Here is a 16,389-nt window from a genome sequence, read left to right on the forward strand (position 1 = left end):
CGGTCCGCGGACCGCAGTACGAGGCCGACGCACCGGGCCGGCCGACGCCGGCCGCCGGGACCGGCCCCGCGTCACGCGCCCACCGGGTCCCCCGTCCGGGGCATCCAGGCTCCGCGCCGTCCGGTCGATGACCTGATCGGATGGCCGGCGCGGAGCCGGACGGGGGAAGGACGTGATGACCGGAGTGGTGGCGCCGCTGCAGCTCGGGCGGGCCGTGGCACGGCTGCGCCGCCCCGACGACATGGTCGAGGGCACCCGTTGGCTGTTCGGCGTCTGCGCCCTGATCTCGCTGGCCGTCGCCTTCGCCGGGGCCCTGCCCGGGGCGTCCGCGGCGAGCGTGGCGCTGCTTGTCGGCGGCACCGTCGCCCTCACCGCCTCCTGGTCGTACCGCTACCTCACCCATCGCGCGCGACCGGCCCTCGACCTGCTCGACGTGGTGGCGGTGACCGCCTTCGCGCTCGGCTGCCCCGTGCCGGCGGTGGCCTTCGGTGCGACGTTCAGCGCCCTGTGGTTCCGTGCGGTATACGGCCGCACCCGCGACATCTGGTTCTATGCCGCAGGCCAGTGCCTGGCGCTGATCGCGGCGCTGGTCTGGTGGCAGTGGGTGCCCGGGCACGAGACCGCGGCGCCAGCCGGCCCGGTGCTCGGGGCGCTGCCGCTGGCCTTCCTCCTCGCCGTCGTCTCCCGGCACCTGGCGCTCGGGCTGTTCGCCCGCAAGCGGGCCGAGGCCCGCGACGCCGCACTGGTGGCGCTGGGGGCCCGGCTGCTCGGCCAGACCGACGAGGTGGAGGTGGCGGCCCACGGGTGGGCCGCGGCGGAGGACATCTGCGCGGCCACGCCGGGCCTGCGGATCATGGCCCTGGCGGCCGAGGGCTCCCACCTGCACCTGGTGGACGCCGCCGGCGGCGCGGCCGACCGGCTGCCGCCCCTGCCGGCTGCCTTCGTCGCCGGCGTGCCGACCACCGGTCCGTTCCACCCGGTCACCGCCCCGACCGAGCTGACGACCGCCACCGGCGTCAGTGCCTGGCTGTGCTCCCCCTTCCCCGACCAGCCGGACCGGTACCTGCTCGTGGGCTCCACCGGGCCGCTGCCCGGAGAGGCGCTGGTCGCCGTGCACGCGCTGACCAACCAGATGGCCATGGCCCTGCAGATCTGCGCGGTCCACCGCGAGCTGCGGACCCAGGCCGAGACCGACGCCCTGACCGGACTGGCCAACCGGGGCGCCTTCACCGCGGCGCTGAGGGCCGTGAGCGCCTCCGGCGACCGCGACGCCTGGGTGCTCTTCGCCGACCTCGACGGCTTCAAGGAGGTCAACGACGAGCACGGTCACCCCGCCGGCGACGAGGTCCTCCGCACGGTCGGCGCCCGGCTGTCCGGTGCGGTCCGCAGCCCCGACGTGTGTGCCCGCCTCGGCGGCGACGAGTTCGCCCTGCTGGTCCGGGCCGACGACGCCGCAGCCGTGGCGGCGCTCGGTGACCGGCTGACCGCCCTGCTCAGCGAGCCGGTGTCGCTGTCGGGACGCGCGGTCCGGGTGGGTGCCAGCATCGGCGCCGCCCGGGTGGTGCCCGGAGCCGACTGGGACGACGCCCTGCTGCGCGCCGACGTCGCCATGTACTCGGCGAAGGGCGAGGGCCGCAACCGCACGCGGGTCGTCGCCGCCGGGGCCGCACCGGCCCGCTGACGCCCCGGCCGGGGCGTGCGCCGGCTCACCGGGACCGCTGTGACACCCTCGCGGGGATGAGCGCATGACGGCGTGGGAGATGGTCGCGGTCGCCGCCGCCGGGCTCGCCGCCGGCTCGATCAACGCCGTCGTCGGCTCCGGGACGCTGGTCACCTTCCCGGTGCTGCTGGCCGTCGGCCTGCCTCCGGTGGCGGCCACGATCACCAACTCCCTCGGGCTGGTGCCGGGCAACCTGACCGGCGCGATCGGCTACCGCCGTGAGCTGCACGGGCAGCGCGGCCTGCTGCTGCGGCTGTTCCCCGCCTCGGTGCTGGGCGCGCTCACCGGCGCCTTCCTGCTGCTGCACCTGCCGGCCTCGGCCTTCGAGGCGATCGTCCCGGGTCTCGTGGCGCTGGCCGTCGTCCTCGTCGCCGTCCAACCGCTGCTCCAGCGGTGGCTCCGTCGCCGCCGGCCGGTCACCGGGACCGGGCCGCAGCGGATCGGCCGGGGGCGCCTCGCCGCGCTGTTCGCCGGGGCCTACGCGACGGGCACCTACGGCGGCTACTTCGCGGCGAGCCAGGGGGTGCTGCAGATCGGCATCTTCGGGCTGCTGCTCCGGGAACCGCTGCAGCGGCTCAACGCGATCAAGAACGTGCTCACCCTGGGGGTCAACGCGGTGGCAGCGCTGGCCTACGTGGTGGTCGCCACCGAGCGCATCGACTGGGCCGCCGCCGCCCTGGTCGCGGCCGGCTCGCTCGTCGGTGGGTACGTCGGGTCCACGCTGGGCCGACGGCTGCCCGCCTCCGTGCTCCGCGGCGCCATCGTCGTGCTCGGCCTCGTCGCGCTGTGGGTGCTGCTCGAACGATGAGCGCGCTGGAGTTCGTCCTGCTCGTGGTCGCCGGCGTCGGCGCCGGCCTGACCGGCAGCATCGCCGGGCTGGCCTCGCTGGTGAGCTACCCCGCGCTGCTGGCGACTGGCCTGTCCCCGCTGTCGGCCAACGTCACCAACACCGTCGCGCTGGTGCTCAACAGCGTCGGCTCGGTGAGCGCCTCGCGCCCGGAGCTCGCCGGCCAGCGACCGCGGCTGGTCCGGCTCGGCACCGCCGCGGTGCTCGGCGGCGGGGTGGGCGCCGTCCTGCTGCTGCTCACCCCGGCGGACGCCTTCGAGCTGCTGGTGCCCTTCCTCATCGCCGCCGCGTCGCTGGCCATCCTCGTGCAGCGGCCACCGCGGGAGCTCGCCGCCGAGGGCGCCGCACGCCCGAGCCGGGACCACTGGGGGCTGACGCTGGGCACCTTCCTGGTGGCCATCTACGGCGGCTACTTCGGCGCGGCGGCCGGCGTGCTGATGCTGGCGATGTACCTGCTCGTGCTCGGCGAGGGCGTGCCGCGCGGCAACGCACTGAAGAACCTGGTGCTGGGCCTGGCCAACCTGGTCGCCGCCCTCGGCTACGCCTTCCTCGCCGACGTGGCCTGGCTGGCCGCGCTCCCCCTCGCCCTCGGCTTCTTCGTCGGCGGCCGGCTGGGGCCGCGGGTGGTCCGCCGGGTGCCGCAGCGGCTGCTCCGCCGGGTCATCGCCGTCGCCGGCCTGGCCCTGGCGGTGCGCCTGGGCATCGACGCCTTCGGCTGAGCGCACGACGCCTTCGGCTGAGCGCATGGGAACGACCGTGCCCGGGCACGGGGGCCTGGCGCTGCGTGCCCGCGCCCGACACGACGGAGGACCGAAGACCGCGCCCGGCCCCGCTGCCGACCGCTTCACCCGAGAACTGGACCAGGCACCACCCGAGCTGCGGTCCCCGGAGCTGCTCGGCGAGCGGCTGGCGCGCGCCTGCGCCGCCTCGCTGCCGGTGGACGGCGCCGGGATCAGCATCCACGACACGGGCGGGCTGCGGACTCCACTGGGCGCCAGCGACCCGACCGCGGCGCAGGCCGAGCGGCTGCAGTTCACCCAGGGCCTGGGTCCGTGCATCCGGGCGCACGACGACGGCGCCGTCATCGCCTTCGACGAGGCCGACATCGCCCGCAACTGGCCCGCGCTGCACGAAGCGCTCACCACGTCGACGCCGTTCCGCGCGGTGCTCTCTGTGCCGCTGCTGCCCCCGCTCGGGCCGCTGGTGGTGCTCGACCCGTACGCCCGCGATCCGGCGACCCTGCCGTCGGTCGACCGCGGGGACGTGGCGGACGTCGTCGTCGCCGTCGGCGCCCGGCCGGTGGCCGGGCGCCGCGCGCGCTCAGCCGCCGCTGGTGACGTAGGCGCTGAGCAGCAGCACGAAGGCGCTGGCCAGGATCAGCAGCCGCGCCGGGGTCAGCCCGTTGAGCAGCCCGGCGATCACCCCGGCACCCGAGGCGCGGGCCTCGGCCGCCCACGCACCGCGGCGCATCAGCCGCACCTCGTCGGCGAGCAGGGTGCCGCCGGCACCCAGCAGCGACAGGCCCAGCACCACGAAGACCACGGCCAGCCGCTCGGCGAAGGTCTCGACCGCCGGTGCCAGGAAGAGCACCACGATCAGGCCCAGCACGAGCCCGATCCCCGCTCCGGCCACGGGTGCCCAGGGCCCCATCCGGATCAGCGGGTCGGGCCGGCGCAGCCGCGGCCGTGGCCGCGGCCGGACGTTGACCGGCGTCGTCGGGTGAGGGGTGCCGTCATCCGGGGCGGACGGCGTCTCCCCGGCGGTGGCCGGTCCGGGCTGGTCCGCTCCCGGCTGGTCCGCTCCCGGCTGGTCCGCCGGCGGGTCGGCCGGCGCGGGCACCGGCGCAGGCGGTGCCGCGCCGAGCGGCACCGGGCCGGTCGCTCCCGGTGGCGTCTCCGGCGACGCCGGCTCGGCCGCCGGCGCCACGGTCGGCTCGTCGTTCGCCTGGTCCGCCGCGAGGGCGGTCGCACCACCCCGGCCGCCCGCTCCGGGATCCGCCCGTCCCTGGGCCCGGACCTCTCGCTCGTCACTCATCTGTTCGATCACCTCGGGCGGCGACGCTAGGCGCGGGGTGCGACCCATCCGCTCAGGCGACCGGGTGTGGCGGCCGGGGCCGCCGGGAGCTCGGCGAGGACTCACCGACCGTGGTCGGCCGAGGTCGCACGGTCAGCGTCCGTCAGAGCAGCCGCCAGCTCCCCTCGTCGACCACCCGCAGCCATCGGTGGCCGTAGCCCTCCAGCGCCAGCTCCGCGGCGCCGTCGTCGGCCAGCGGGGTGGCACCGACGGTGAGCAGGTCCTCCAGCCGGTGCCGGGCGCCGCAGCCGGGCACGGTGAGCGGCACCGACAACGGCTCGGGCCCGAGGTTGTGCAGGGTGATCAGCGCGGCGTCGTCCCAGGTGCACAGCATGGCCAGCACCCCGGGGTGTGGCTGCTCGAGGACGGTGAACTCCCCCCACCCCAGCTCCGGGGACTCCCGGTAGCGGCGGACGAGCAGCTTCATGAACGACAGCAGCGAGTCCGGGTCGCGGCGCTGGTCGGCGACGTTGACGAACTCCGGGGCGAACCCGCCGTCGACCACCGGCCGGGTGAGCTGGTCGGCCGGGGCGTCGGAGAACCCGCCGTTGGGACCCCTGGTCCACTGCATCGGGGTGCGCACCGACAGCCGACTGCCCGCCGAGAGGTCCTCCCCCATGCCGATCTCCTCGCCGTAGAACAGCACCGGCGTGCCGGGCAGGGAGAACAGCAGGCTGTAGACCATCCGCACCCGGCGTGGGTCGCCGGCCAGCATCGGCGGCAGCCGGCGGATCAGCCCTCGGTCGTAGACCTGCATCTCCGGGTCGGGGCCGAAGGCGGCGAACACCTCGGCGCGCTCGTCGTCGCTGAGCTTGTCCAGGGTCAGCTCGTCGTGGTTGCGCACGAACGTGCCCCACTGGCTGTCCGGGGAGATCTCCGGGCGGGCCGCCAGCGCCGCGGCCAGCGGCCCGGCGTCGGCCCGGGCCAGCGACAGATAGGTCTGCTGCATGGTGACGAAGTCGAACTGCATGGTCAGCTCGTCGCCGTCCCGGCCGCCGAAGAAGTCCACCTGCTGCTCGAACGGGAGGTTGACCTCGCCCAGCAGCACGCCCGACCCGGTGCGCCGGCCGAGGAAGGCGCGCAGCGCCCGCAGGTACTCGTGCGGGTCGGGGAACCGCGACGCGGTCTCCTCGTCCATCCCCGCCGTCTCCAGCAGGAACGGCACCGCGTCGACCCGGAAGCCGGACAGCCCCAGCTGCAGCCAGAAGCCCATGATCTTGGCGATCTCGTCGCGGACCGCCGGGTTGGCCACGTTCAGGTCCGGCTGCTCGGAATAGAAGCGGTGCAGGTACCACTCCCCCGTCTCCGGGCTGTGCGACCAGATGCCGCCCTCGGCATCGGGGAAGACCACCTGGGCACTGGTGTCCGGCGGCTCGTCGCCCCGCCACACGTAGAAGTCCCGGTACGGGGAGTCCTTGCTGGCCTTCGCCGACCGGAACCACGGGTGCTGGTCGGAGGTGTGGTTGACCACCAGGTCGGCGATCACCCGCATGCCGCGGTCGTTCGCCGTCCGGATCATCTCCACCAGGTCGCCGTGGGTGCCCAGCCGCGGGTCGACGCCGTAGTGGTCGGTGATGTCGTAGCCGTCGTCACGGCCGGCGGTCGGGTAGAAGGGCATCAGCCACAGGCAGGTGACGCCGAGGTCGGCGAGGTGGTCCAGCCGTTGGGCGAGGCCGGCGAAGTCGCCGCAGCCGTCGCCGTTCCAGTCCAGGAACGTCTCGACGTCCAGGCAGTAGACGACGGCGTTCTTCCACCACAGGTCGGCGGTGTCGGTGATGCGCATCGGTCTGCTCCTCAGTCCAGGACGGCGGGCTCGGGCGCCTGCGCCGGACGGCGGGGCTCGGCGGGCCCGGGCGGGTCGATGGCGACCGCCGGCGCCGGGGACGTGACGTCCAGCCGGGGCAGCACGTGCTCGCCGAACGCGTCCAGGAACGGCAGCTGCTCCTTGCCCACGTGGTGCACGACGACCTGGTCGAAGCCCAGGTCGACGTACTCGGCGAGCCAGGCGGCGTGCTGGCCCAGGTCACTGGAGACCCGCACCACCTCGGCCACCGCCGCCGGGCTCACGTGCGCGCTGGCCTGGTCGAAGGCACGGGTGGTGTCCAGGTCCCAGCACAGCGGCGGCGGGAAGACGTTGCTGCGCCACTGGTCGTGCGCGACCGCCAGCGCCCGGTCGGCGTCGGGGTCCCAGGAGACGTGCACCTGGATGGTGAGCGGGCCCTGGCCGCCGGCGTCGCGGTAGGCGGCGACCACCTCGCGCAGCGTCTCGTGCGGCTGGTTGATGGTGACCAGCCCGTCGGCCCACTCAGCGTGCCGGGCGGCGGTCCGCGCGGTGACGGCGGGGGCGATGAGCGCCGGCTGCTGCTCGGGCAGGGTCCAGATCCGCGCCCGGTCGACGGTGACCAGGCCGTCGTGGCTGACCTCCTCCCCGGCCAGCAGCGCGCGGATGATGTCGACGCACTCGCGCAGCCGGGCATCGCGCAGCTCCTTGCGCGGCCAGACGTGCCCGGTGACGTGCTCGTTCATCGCCTCACCGGACCCGAGCGCGACCCAGAACCGCCCCGGGAACATCGCCCCCAGGGTGGCGATCGCCTGGGCGACGATGACCGGGTGGTAGCGCTGGCCGGGGGCGTTGACCGCGCCGAAGGGCAGGCCGGTGGTGGCCAGCGCCGCACCCAGCCACGACCAGGCGAAGCCGGACTCGCCCTGCCGGGGGTTCCAGGGCTCCAGGTGGTCGGAGCACATCGCCGCGGTGAAGCCGACCTGCTCGGCGTGCTGCACCGCGCGGAGCAGGTCGGCGGGGTGCACCTGCTCGTGCGAGTTGTGGAAGCCGATCACCGTCATGCCGCATGCCTAGCGGGTCCGGTGATCACCCGCTGGGTGCGTGCACCCCGCAACGACCCCGGAGCACGATCACCCCGGCTCCCGCGGGGTCTCCCCTGCCGTGGGACCCCGCTCAGGCCGAGGTGATCATCAGCTGCCCGCGGCGCGGCGGTAGAGCCGGCGCCCGGGTGCCGAGCTGACGCCGTGCGCCACCGTGCTGGCCGCGACCACGAGCGTGCCGGCCGCCCACAGCCGGGGGTCGGTGACGCCCTCCTCCTCGCTGAAGGAGAGGTAGAACAGCGCGCTCACCCCGATCGGCCCGAACCAGCCCAGGAAGACCGCATCCCGCAACCGCAGGCCCAGCGGGCGGGCCAGGGCCAGCAGCACGGGAAGCCGGCGCAGCAGGAGCACGGCCACCGGGAAGAGCACCGCCCCCCAGCCGAGGTCGGCCCACGCCGACCACGGCAGCAGGATGCCCAGCAGCAGGAACAGCGGGAGCACCAGGTACCGGTTGATCCCCTCGTCGATGGTGTTCTGCGGACCGACCTCGTCCTGGGCGACGGTGGCGTTGTAGGCCAGCCCGGCGACGAAGACCGACAGGATGCCGTCGGCGTTGGCGAGCCGGGCGATCCCGAGCACCGCGATCGCCAGCACCAGCGTGAACACCAGCGACGCGCCCTCGGAGACGTCGTTGCGGCTGAGCGCGAAGCTGACCGAGCGCCCGGCGATGAACCCGACCACGGCCCCGATGACGACGCCGACCACCACCTGGTAGACGCCGTCGACAGCGGCGTGGCCCAGGGACTCGCCGAGCACGAGCGCGATCCCGAGCAGCACGAGGGGCAGCGCCAGCCCGTCGTTCGTGCCCGACTCCGCCGACAGCAGCTGCCGGGTGCGGACCGGCAGGTGCTCCTCGGCCGGCTTCCCGGTGACCACGCTGGAGGCGAGCACCGGGTCGGTCGGGGTGACGCAGGCACCGATCAGGGCGGCGAGGACCACCGGGACGCCGAGCACCAGCCAGGCCAGGCCCGCGGAGAGCAGCGCCATCCCGGCCATCCCCACGGTCACCAGCACGGTGGTGGGGGTGACGACCGGGCGCAGCCGGCGCACTGGGTAGCGCAGGGCCACGCCGATCAGCGAGACGGCGAGCAGCACCCGGGCCATCTCCTCGACCAGGGTGGAGCGCAGGTGCTCGGCCACCTCGACCAGCCCGAGGACCTGCGGCCCGACGACCACGCCCAGCACCAGGGCCAGCAGCGGCTCGCTCAACGGCAGCTCGCGCATCTTGCTCGACAGCGCGGCGAGCGCGACCGCCAGGCTGCCGACCAGCGCATACCCCAGGTGCAGATCCTCCACGACGTCCTCCTACCCCGGCTCGGGTGACCTGGGACGACGTGCCGGTCCCGTGCCCCGGCGCCTCGTGCCCACCCACCGGCCGGCGGGAAACGTGCCCGTGGCTGCGCTCAGAAGGTGATGCCCAGCGCGATCCCGCCGAGCAGGTAGACCGCCGCGGTGATGAGCACGATGCCGATCACGTTGAGGACGACGCCGGCGCGCAGCATCTGCCCGATCGTGACGTAGCCCGAGCCGAACACGATGGCGTTGGGCGGGGTCGCCACCGGGAGCATGAACGCGCAGGTGGCTGCCAGTGCGGCGGGCACCAGCAGCACCAGGGGCAGCAGGTCCAGCCCCAGCGCCACCCCGCCGAGCACCGGCAGGAAGGCGGCGGCCGTGGCGGTGTTGCTGGTGACCTCGGTGAGCAGCAGCACCACGCCCGCGGTGATCAACACCAGCAGGATGGTCGGCAGCGCACCGACCGCGCCGACCTGGCCGCCGATGTACTCGTCCAGCCCGCTCTCCTGGACCGCCGCGGCCAGGCTCAGCCCACCGCCGAAGAGCAGCAGCACGCCCCAGGGGAGCTGCTGGGCGGTGTGCCAGTCCAGCACCGAGACGCCCTCCCGTGCCTTCACCGGGATGAGGAACAGGGCGACCGCGGCCGCGATCGCGATCGCCGGGTCGCTGAGCTCGGCGACGAACGGCAGCACGTCGGTGAGCGCCGTCCACCCGGTGAGCGGCTGCCGGAACACCCAGAGCAGCGCGGTGGCGACGAACACCGCGAGCACCGTCCACTCGCCGCGGGACATCTTCCCGAGCTGCTCCAGCTCGGCCTGGATGACCTGCCTGCCGCCGGGGATCTCCCGGAGCGAGGACCGGAAGGCGACCTTGGTGAGCACCAGCCAGGCCAGCGCCAGGAAGACCACGGCCAGCGGCAGGCCGAGCAGCATCCACTCCCCGAACCCGAGTTCGATGTCGTAGTTCTGCCGGACGAACGCCGCCAGGATGAGGTTGGGCGGGGTGCCGATGAGCGTGGCCAGCGAGCCGATGCTGGCGGCGTAGGCGATGCCCAGCATCAGCGCGACGGCGAAGTTGCGGGTGTCGGTGTCCCGGATCAGCTCGGTGACGGCCGGTCCCCCGTCGGCGTCGACCGCCGCGTCGACGGCCTCGGCGTCGCCGCTGCCCGCGGCGACCCGGTCGAGCACGAGCAGCAGCACGCTCAGCCCGATCGGCAGCATCAGCACGGTGGTGGCGGTGTTGCTGACCCACATGCTCAGGAACGCGGTCGCGATCATGAAGCCGGCGATCAGCCGCGGCGGCTTGGTGCCGACGGCGCGCACGGTCAGCAGCGCGATGCGCCGGTGCAGCTCCCACTTCTGCATCGCCAGGGCGATCATGAAGCCGCCCATGAACAGGAAGATGTTCGGGTCGGCGTAGGGCGCGGTGGCCTCGCCCACCGGGAGCACCCCCAGCAGCGGGAACGCCACGATCGGCACCAGCGCCGTCGCCGGCAAGGGCAGCGCCTCGGTCATCCACCAGACCGCGAGCAGCACCCCGACCGCCGCGGTGGTGCGCCCGGCCGTGCTCAGCGCATCGTCCTGGGCCAGCAGGACGTAGACGCCGAGCGCAGCCACCGGCCCGCCGATCCGCCCGGCCCACTGCCGCCGGGGCGGGACGGAGGTGTCGGTGACGTTGGGCTGGTCCTCGTCGACCGGCGTCCCGGCCCGCGAGGCCGAGGAGCCGGTCCGGACCTCCCGCGTCCCGCGGTCGGCGCTCACGCGGGCTGCAGCTCGGCGGTGACCGCGGCCGGGGCCGGCTCGTGGCCGAGCGGCTCGCGGTGGAACTTGCCGGTGCCGTGCGAGAGCGAGCGGAGCGCCCGGGCGTAGTCGAGCAGCTCGCGCTCGGGCACCTCGGCCCGGACCGTCGTCTCCTCCGGGCCGGGCCCGACGTCGCTGCCGGTCACCCGGGCCCGCCGTCCGGCCAGGTCGCCCAGCACCGGGCCCACCGCGTCGACCGGCACGGTGACCTCCACCCGGCACCACGGTTCCAGCACGCGGGTGCCCGCCGCGGCGGCGAGTTCGCGCAGCGCCAGGGCTCCCGCGGCGGCGAAGGCCGCGTCGGAGGAGTCGACCGAGTGGGCCTTGCCGTCGACCAGGGTGACCGCGACGTCGACCAGCGGCCGGTCCGCGCTCACCCCGCGCGCGGCCTGCGCGCGGATGCCCTTCTCCACGCTGCCGTGGAACTGCGCCGGCACGGCCCCGCCGACCACCCGCTGGGCGAAGGTGATCCCGGACCCGGGCGCGCCCGGCCGGCCCTCCACCACGACGACGGCGTACTGGCCGTGCCCGCCGGACTGCTTGACGTGGCGGGCGGTGACCGTCGCCTCCCCCGCCAGCGTCTCCACGAGGGCGACGCGCACCGGCGGGGTGTCCACGGCGACGCCGTACCGGGTGCGCAGGTGCTCCAGCAGCACCTCGGCATGGGCGTCCCCCAGGCACCACAGCAGCAGCTGCCCGGTGTCGGCCCGCCGCTCGACCCGCACGGTCGGGTCCTCCAGGGTGAGCCGGGTCAGCGCCGCGGCCAGCCGGTCCTCGTCGGTGCGGGAGGCGGCCGCCACCGCCACCGGCAGCTGCGGCTCGGGCAGCTCCCAGGGCTGCACGACCAGCGGCCGGTCCGGGGCGGACAGGGTGTCGCCGGTCTCCGCCGTCGCCAGCCGCGCGACCGCGCACACGTCACCGGCCAGGCACTCGGCCACCGGGCGGAGCACGCTGCCCAGCACGCAGGAGATCGCGCCGACCCGCTCGTCGGCGTCGTGGTCGGGGTGCCGGTCACCCCACCCGTGCCCCTCCCCGTGCCCGGACACGTGCACCGGCATGTCCGGCCGCAGCCGCCCGGAGAAGACCCGGACCAGGCTGACCCGGCCCAGGTAGGGGTCGGTCGTCGTCTTCACCACCTCGGCGACCAGCGGACCGTCGGGGTCGCAGGCCACCCGGCCGGCCGGGGCGCCGTCCGGGCGGAGCACCGGCGGGCAGGGCCGCTCCAGCGGCGAGGGGAAGCCGGTGACCAGCAGGTCCAGCAGGTCACCGATGCCCAGCCCGGTCAGCGGGGAGGCGCACAGCACCGGGTGGAACGCGCCCCGGGACACCGCGGTCTCCAGGTCGGCGACCAGCTCGGCGAGGCCGATCGGGGCGCCGTCGAGGTAGCGCTCCAGGAGCGTCTCGTCCTCGCTCTCGGCGATCACCGCCTCGATGAGCTCGGCCCGCAGCCGGTCGGCCTCCGGTGACCCCGGTCCCGGCTCCAGCAGGGAGACCAGGGCGCCGCCCTCGACCAGCTGGGCCGGGTGGACTCCGGCGCCCAGCTGCGCCGCGCAGGAGCGGACCACCTCGGCGACGTCGGCCCGCGGCCGGTCCAGCTGGGTGACGACGACGGCGCGCGGCAGGCCGGCCGCGGCGCACTCGTCCCACAGCTGCACGGTGCCGGCGTCGACCCCGGCGACCGCGGAGACGACGAAGAGCGCGGCGTCCGCCGCCCGCAGCGCGGCTCGCAGCTCCCCGAGGAAGTCCGGGGAGCCGGGGGTGTCGAAGAGGGTGATCCGGTGGCCGTCGTGCTCGACGGTGGCCGCGTGCAGCGTCACCGAGTGCTGCAGCCGCACCTCCACCTCGTCGGTGTCCAGGCAGGTGGTGCCGTCCTCGACCCGCCCGGCGCGGGGCACCGCGCCGGTGGCGGCCGCCAGCGCCTCCGCCAGCGTCGTCTTCCCCGCCCCCGCCCGCCCGACCAGCGCGACGTTGCGCACCCGGTCCGGCGGGCGGGGCGCTGGAGCACCCGGTCGATCCCTGCCGTTCTCCCTGCCCTGACCGGCCACCTGGACCTCCACGCAGACGACGTCGTCCCGAGCAGCCACTGTGGCCTGTATCACGTCCCAGGACAAGGGGCGGACGTCTTCCTCCCGGCCGGGAAGACTGTCCGCGTGCTGCCACCGCCGGGAACACCGGGCGCCGACCTGCCGGTCCGCGCCGTGCTGCCCGGGCTCACCGACGCGCTCACCGCCGCGGGCAGCGCGGTGCTCGTCGCCCCACCCGGAACCGGCAAGACGTCGCTGGTCCCGCTCGCGCTCGCCGACCGCCTGCCGGGACGGGTGCTGGTCGCCGAACCCCGCCGGGTCGCTGCCCGCGCAGCCGCCCGGCGGATGGCGGCGCTGGTCGGCGAGCCGGTCGGGCGGTCGGTGGGCTACAGCGTGCGCGGCGACAGCCGGCGCAGCCACGCCACCCGGGTGGAGGTGGTCACCACCGGCCTGCTGGTGCGGCGACTGCAGGCCGACCCGGAGCTGCCGGGGGTCGCCGCGGTGGTGCTCGACGAGTGCCACGAACGGCAGCTGGACACCGACCTCGCCCTGGCCTTCGGCGTCGACGCGCGGGCCGCACTGCGCCCGGAGCTGGCGCTGCTGGCGATGTCGGCGACGGCGCAGGCACCGAGGCTGGCCACCCTGCTGGGCGGCGACGGCGTCCCGGCCCCGGTGGTCGAGGCCACCGGCGCACTGCACGACGTCGAGACCGTCTGGTGCCCACCCGGACCGGTCGTGACCCCGCCGCACGGCACGTGGGTCGACCCGGGGCTGCTGGACGCGGTGGCCGGCACGGTGCGCCGGGCGCTGGCCGAGTCCACCGGTGACGTGCTGGTCTTCCTGCCCGGCGCGGCCGAGATCGGCGGGGTGGCCGGCCGGCTCGCCGGGGTCGACGCCGACGTCCGCCCGCTGCACGGCCGGCTGCCGGCCGCGGAGCAGGACGCCGCCCTGACCCCCGGCCCGCGGCGCCGGGTCGTGCTGGCCACCGACGTCGCCGAGACCAGCCTGACCGTGCCCGGGGTGCGCGTGGTCGTCGACGCCGGACTCGCCCGGGTGCCCCGCTTCGACGTCGCCCGGGGGCTCGGCGCGCTGGTGACGGTCCGGGTCTCGCGGGCGGCGGCAGTGCAGCGCGCCGGCCGCGCCGGCCGGGAGGCGCCCGGGCGGGTCTACCGGCTGTGGTCGGCCGCCGAGCACGACCGGCTGCCGGCCACCGCCGAGCCGGAGATCGCGGTCGGCGACCTGACCGGCTTCGCCCTCGAGCTGGCCTGCTGGGGCTCCCCCGACGCCACCGGCCTGGCGCTCCCCGACGCACCACCCGAGGCCGCGTTCGCCGTGGCCCGGGCGGCGCTGCGCGAGCTGGGGGCCGTGGACGACGCCGGGCGGGTGACCGCTCGCGGCCGCGCACTCACCGCGGTCGGCGCCCACCCGCGGCTGGCCCGGGCGCTGCTCGACGGCGCGCCGCTGGTCGGCCGGCGGCGCGCCGCGGAGGTGGTGGCGCTGCTGTCGACCGACCTCGCGCCCCGGTCGGACGACCTGGTCGCGGAGTGGCGCGGGCTGCGGGGCGCGAGGGGCGGCCCGGCCGCCCGGTGGCGGGAGGAGGCCGACCGGCTGACGCGGGCGGTGCCCGATGCGCCGCCGAACCGGGCGGTCCCCGACGACCAGGCGGCCGGGCTGGTCGTCGGGCTGGCGCACCCGGAGTGGCTGGCCCACCGGCGGCCGGGCGCGGAGCGCACCTACCTGCTGGCGGCCGGGACCGGCGCGGAGCTGACGCCGGGCACCGCGCTCGGCGGCGCGACCTGGCTGGCGGTGGCCGCCGCCGACCGGGCGCCGGGCCGGGCCGATGCGCGGGTCCGGCTGGCGGTCGCCGTCGACGAGGCCACCGCGCTGGAGGCCGGCGCGTCGGTGCGCCGCACCGGTCCGGAGGTCTCCTGGCGCGACGGCGACGTGCGCGCCGTGCAGGCCGACCGGCTGGGCGCGGTGGTGCTCACCGAGCGGCCGCTGGCCGACCCCGAGCCGGCGGCGGTGGGCGCGGCCCTCGCCGAGGGGCTGCGCCGGGAGGGGCTGGGGCTGCTGCGCTGGACGCCGGCCGCCGTCGCGCTCCGCGAGCGGCTCGCCGCGGCGCACGTCGGGCTCGGTGAGCCGTGGCCTGCGGTGGACGACGCCGCGCTGCTGGCCGCGCTCGCCGACAGCCCCGCGGTGGCCGCGGCCCGGGACCGGGCGGCGCTGCAGCGGGTCGACGTCGCCGCGGCGCTGCAGGCGCTGGTGCCCTGGCAGTTGGCCGGGCGGCTGGACGAGGTGGTGCCCGAGCGGGTCGAGGTGCCCACCGGTTCGCGCCTGCGGGTCGACTACACCGACCCGGCGGTGCCCACCCTGTCGGTGCGGGTGCAGGAGGTGTTCGGCTGGGCCGACGCCCCGGTGGTCGCCGGGCGGCCGCTGCGCCTGCAGCTGCTCTCCCCCGCCTCGCGGGTGATCGCCACCACCGGCGACCTGGCGGGCTTCTGGGTCACCGGGTGGCCCGCCGTCCGCAGCGAGCTGCGCGGCCGCTACCCGCGCCACCCGTGGCCGGAGGACCCGGCCACGGCGACGCCGACCCGCCGCACGAAACCGCGCGGCGGGTCGGCGTGAGAGCTGGCGCCGAGCGCGGGCTCAGCCCAGGGCGGCGGACAGCTCCGGCACGAAGTCGTCCAGCAGGTAGGGCAGGCTCAGCGCGCTGGAGAACTGCAGGGCGTCGTAGTCCGACCCCTCGGCGAAGACCACCCGGCCGTCGATGACGGTCCCCAGGCCGGACAGCACCGGGTCGCCCTCGATGCCGGCCCGCTCGGCGTCCGAGCCGGACTGGAAGACGATCAGGTCGGCCTCGAGCATCCGGGCCTCCTCGCGGCTCACCGTGCCGTAGAACTCGCTGTCGGCCGCGGCGTCCAGCGCGGGGTCGACGGTCATGCCCAGGTCGAGGAAGAACTGGGTGCGGGTGTCCGCGGAGGTGTGGAAGGGGTACTCCCCCTCGTAGGCCGGGCCGGAGAGGGTGACGGTCTTCCCCTCGAGTTCGGGGTGGTCGGCGCGGGCCTGCTCGATCTGCGCCTCGACGTCGGCGATGAGCTCCTCGGCGCGCTCGGGCTGCCCCAGCGCCTGCCCGGTGACCCGGGTCTGCTCCTGCCACGGGGTTCCGAACGCGGTGTACTCCGCCGGCTGGACGACGGTGGGGGCGATGGCGCTGAAGGTCTCGTACTCGTCCTCGGTGAGCCCGGCGGTGACGGCCACGATCAGGTCCGGGTCGAGGGCGACGACCGCCTCCGGGTCGACCTCTGCGCGGGGCAGGATCTCCACCTCGGCGTCACCGGCGGCCTCGTCGGCCCAGGGGAAGAAGACATCGTCCTCGGGGCCGAAGGCGTAGCGGACGGCGACCGGGACCACGTCGAAGGCGAGGATCGCATCCTGCTCGGTGTAGCCGAGGGAGACGACCCGGGTGGGCTCCTCGGGGATCTCCGTGGTGCCGTAGGCGTGCTCGATGGTGACCGGGAAGGCACTGGCCTCGCTCGAGGAGGGGGCCGCGGTGGTGTCGTCCTCGGCGTCGGAACCGCAGCCGGCCAGCAGGGTGAGGGGGACGGCGAGGGCGCGACCTGGCGGGAGGGGCCTGATCAGTGATCATGCGGTGTTTCTACATGAGGGTAGGCTTGCCTAACCAATCTGCTCCACCGGTTGTGCTCATCTCGTTGCCGTGCGGCCGCCCGACGTGACCTGGGCTGCTCATCC

11 protein-coding genes are annotated in these 16,389 nt (G+C 75.7%); 4 read left to right on the top strand and 7 right to left on the bottom strand.

Annotated features, from left to right (window positions below; genetic code table 11):
• The first annotated feature begins 175 nt into the window (after nucleotides 1-175).
• The 3 genes from ACI783_RS09065 (at nucleotide 176) to ACI783_RS09075 (ending at nucleotide 3,286) form a co-directional block, all read left to right on the top strand.
• Nucleotides 176-1,681: a diguanylate cyclase domain-containing protein gene (locus ACI783_RS09065; RefSeq protein WP_457140139.1), complete on the top strand. Its 1,506-nt coding sequence runs from the start codon at nucleotides 176-178 to the stop codon at nucleotides 1,679-1,681.
• Between the two features lie 64 nt (nucleotides 1,682-1,745).
• A complete protein-coding gene (locus tag ACI783_RS09070) occupies nucleotides 1,746-2,528 on the top strand; it encodes a sulfite exporter TauE/SafE family protein (protein WP_457140140.1) in 783 nt (260 codons plus the stop codon).
• On the top strand, nucleotides 2,525-3,286 hold the full coding sequence (locus ACI783_RS09075; protein ID WP_457140141.1) for a sulfite exporter TauE/SafE family protein: 762 nt from the start codon (nucleotides 2,525-2,527) through the stop codon (nucleotides 3,284-3,286). The genes ACI783_RS09070 and ACI783_RS09075 overlap by 4 nt, the downstream gene beginning before the upstream one ends.
• A 601-nt stretch (nucleotides 3,287-3,887) precedes the next feature.
• On the opposite strand, the gene ACI783_RS09080 is transcribed toward ACI783_RS09075, so the two are convergent.
• The 6 genes from ACI783_RS09080 to ACI783_RS09105 form a co-directional block, all read right to left on the bottom strand.
• Nucleotides 3,888-4,601, bottom strand: coding sequence for a hypothetical protein (locus ACI783_RS09080; RefSeq protein ID WP_457140142.1), 714 nt, complete (start codon nucleotides 4,599-4,601; stop codon nucleotides 3,888-3,890).
• Nucleotides 4,602-4,743: 142 nt separating this feature from the next.
• A complete protein-coding gene (locus tag ACI783_RS09085) occupies nucleotides 4,744-6,423 on the bottom strand; it encodes an alpha-amylase family protein (protein WP_457140143.1) in 1,680 nt (559 codons plus the stop codon).
• 11 nt (nucleotides 6,424-6,434) lie between these two features.
• A complete protein-coding gene (locus ACI783_RS09090) occupies nucleotides 6,435-7,484 on the bottom strand; it encodes a TIGR03885 family FMN-dependent LLM class oxidoreductase (protein ID WP_457140144.1) in 1,050 nt (349 codons plus the stop codon).
• A 129-nt stretch (nucleotides 7,485-7,613) separates the two neighbouring features.
• Nucleotides 7,614-8,819 carry a cation:proton antiporter domain-containing protein gene (locus tag ACI783_RS09095; protein WP_457140145.1) on the bottom strand — a complete coding sequence of 402 codons (1,206 nt, stop codon included), beginning with the start codon at nucleotides 8,817-8,819 and terminating at the stop codon, nucleotides 7,614-7,616.
• Between the two features lie 107 nt (nucleotides 8,820-8,926).
• Entirely contained in the window at nucleotides 8,927-10,576 is a 1,650-nt protein-coding gene (locus ACI783_RS09100) for an SLC13 family permease (RefSeq protein ID WP_457140146.1), read from the bottom strand.
• Nucleotides 10,573-12,699: an elongation factor G-like protein EF-G2 gene (locus tag ACI783_RS09105; protein ID WP_457140147.1), complete on the bottom strand. Its 2,127-nt coding sequence runs from the start codon at nucleotides 12,697-12,699 to the stop codon at nucleotides 10,573-10,575. Before ACI783_RS09105 ends, ACI783_RS09100 begins: the two co-directional genes overlap by 4 nt.
• Before the next feature lie 66 nt (nucleotides 12,700-12,765).
• Between ACI783_RS09105 and hrpB the strand changes: the two genes are divergently transcribed.
• Nucleotides 12,766-15,264: an ATP-dependent helicase HrpB gene (gene hrpB / locus ACI783_RS09110; protein WP_457140148.1), complete on the top strand. Its 2,499-nt coding sequence runs from the start codon at nucleotides 12,766-12,768 to the stop codon at nucleotides 15,262-15,264.
• A 21-nt stretch (nucleotides 15,265-15,285) separates the two neighbouring features.
• Here hrpB and ACI783_RS09115 read toward each other — a convergent pair whose 3' ends face one another.
• Nucleotides 15,286-16,050 carry an ABC transporter substrate-binding protein gene (locus ACI783_RS09115; RefSeq protein ID WP_457140149.1) on the bottom strand — a complete coding sequence of 255 codons (765 nt, stop codon included), beginning with the start codon at nucleotides 16,048-16,050 and terminating at the stop codon, nucleotides 15,286-15,288.
• Between the last annotated feature and the right edge of the window lie 339 nt (nucleotides 16,051-16,389).

It is taken from the genome of Modestobacter sp. SYSU DS0511 (assembly GCF_054050755.1).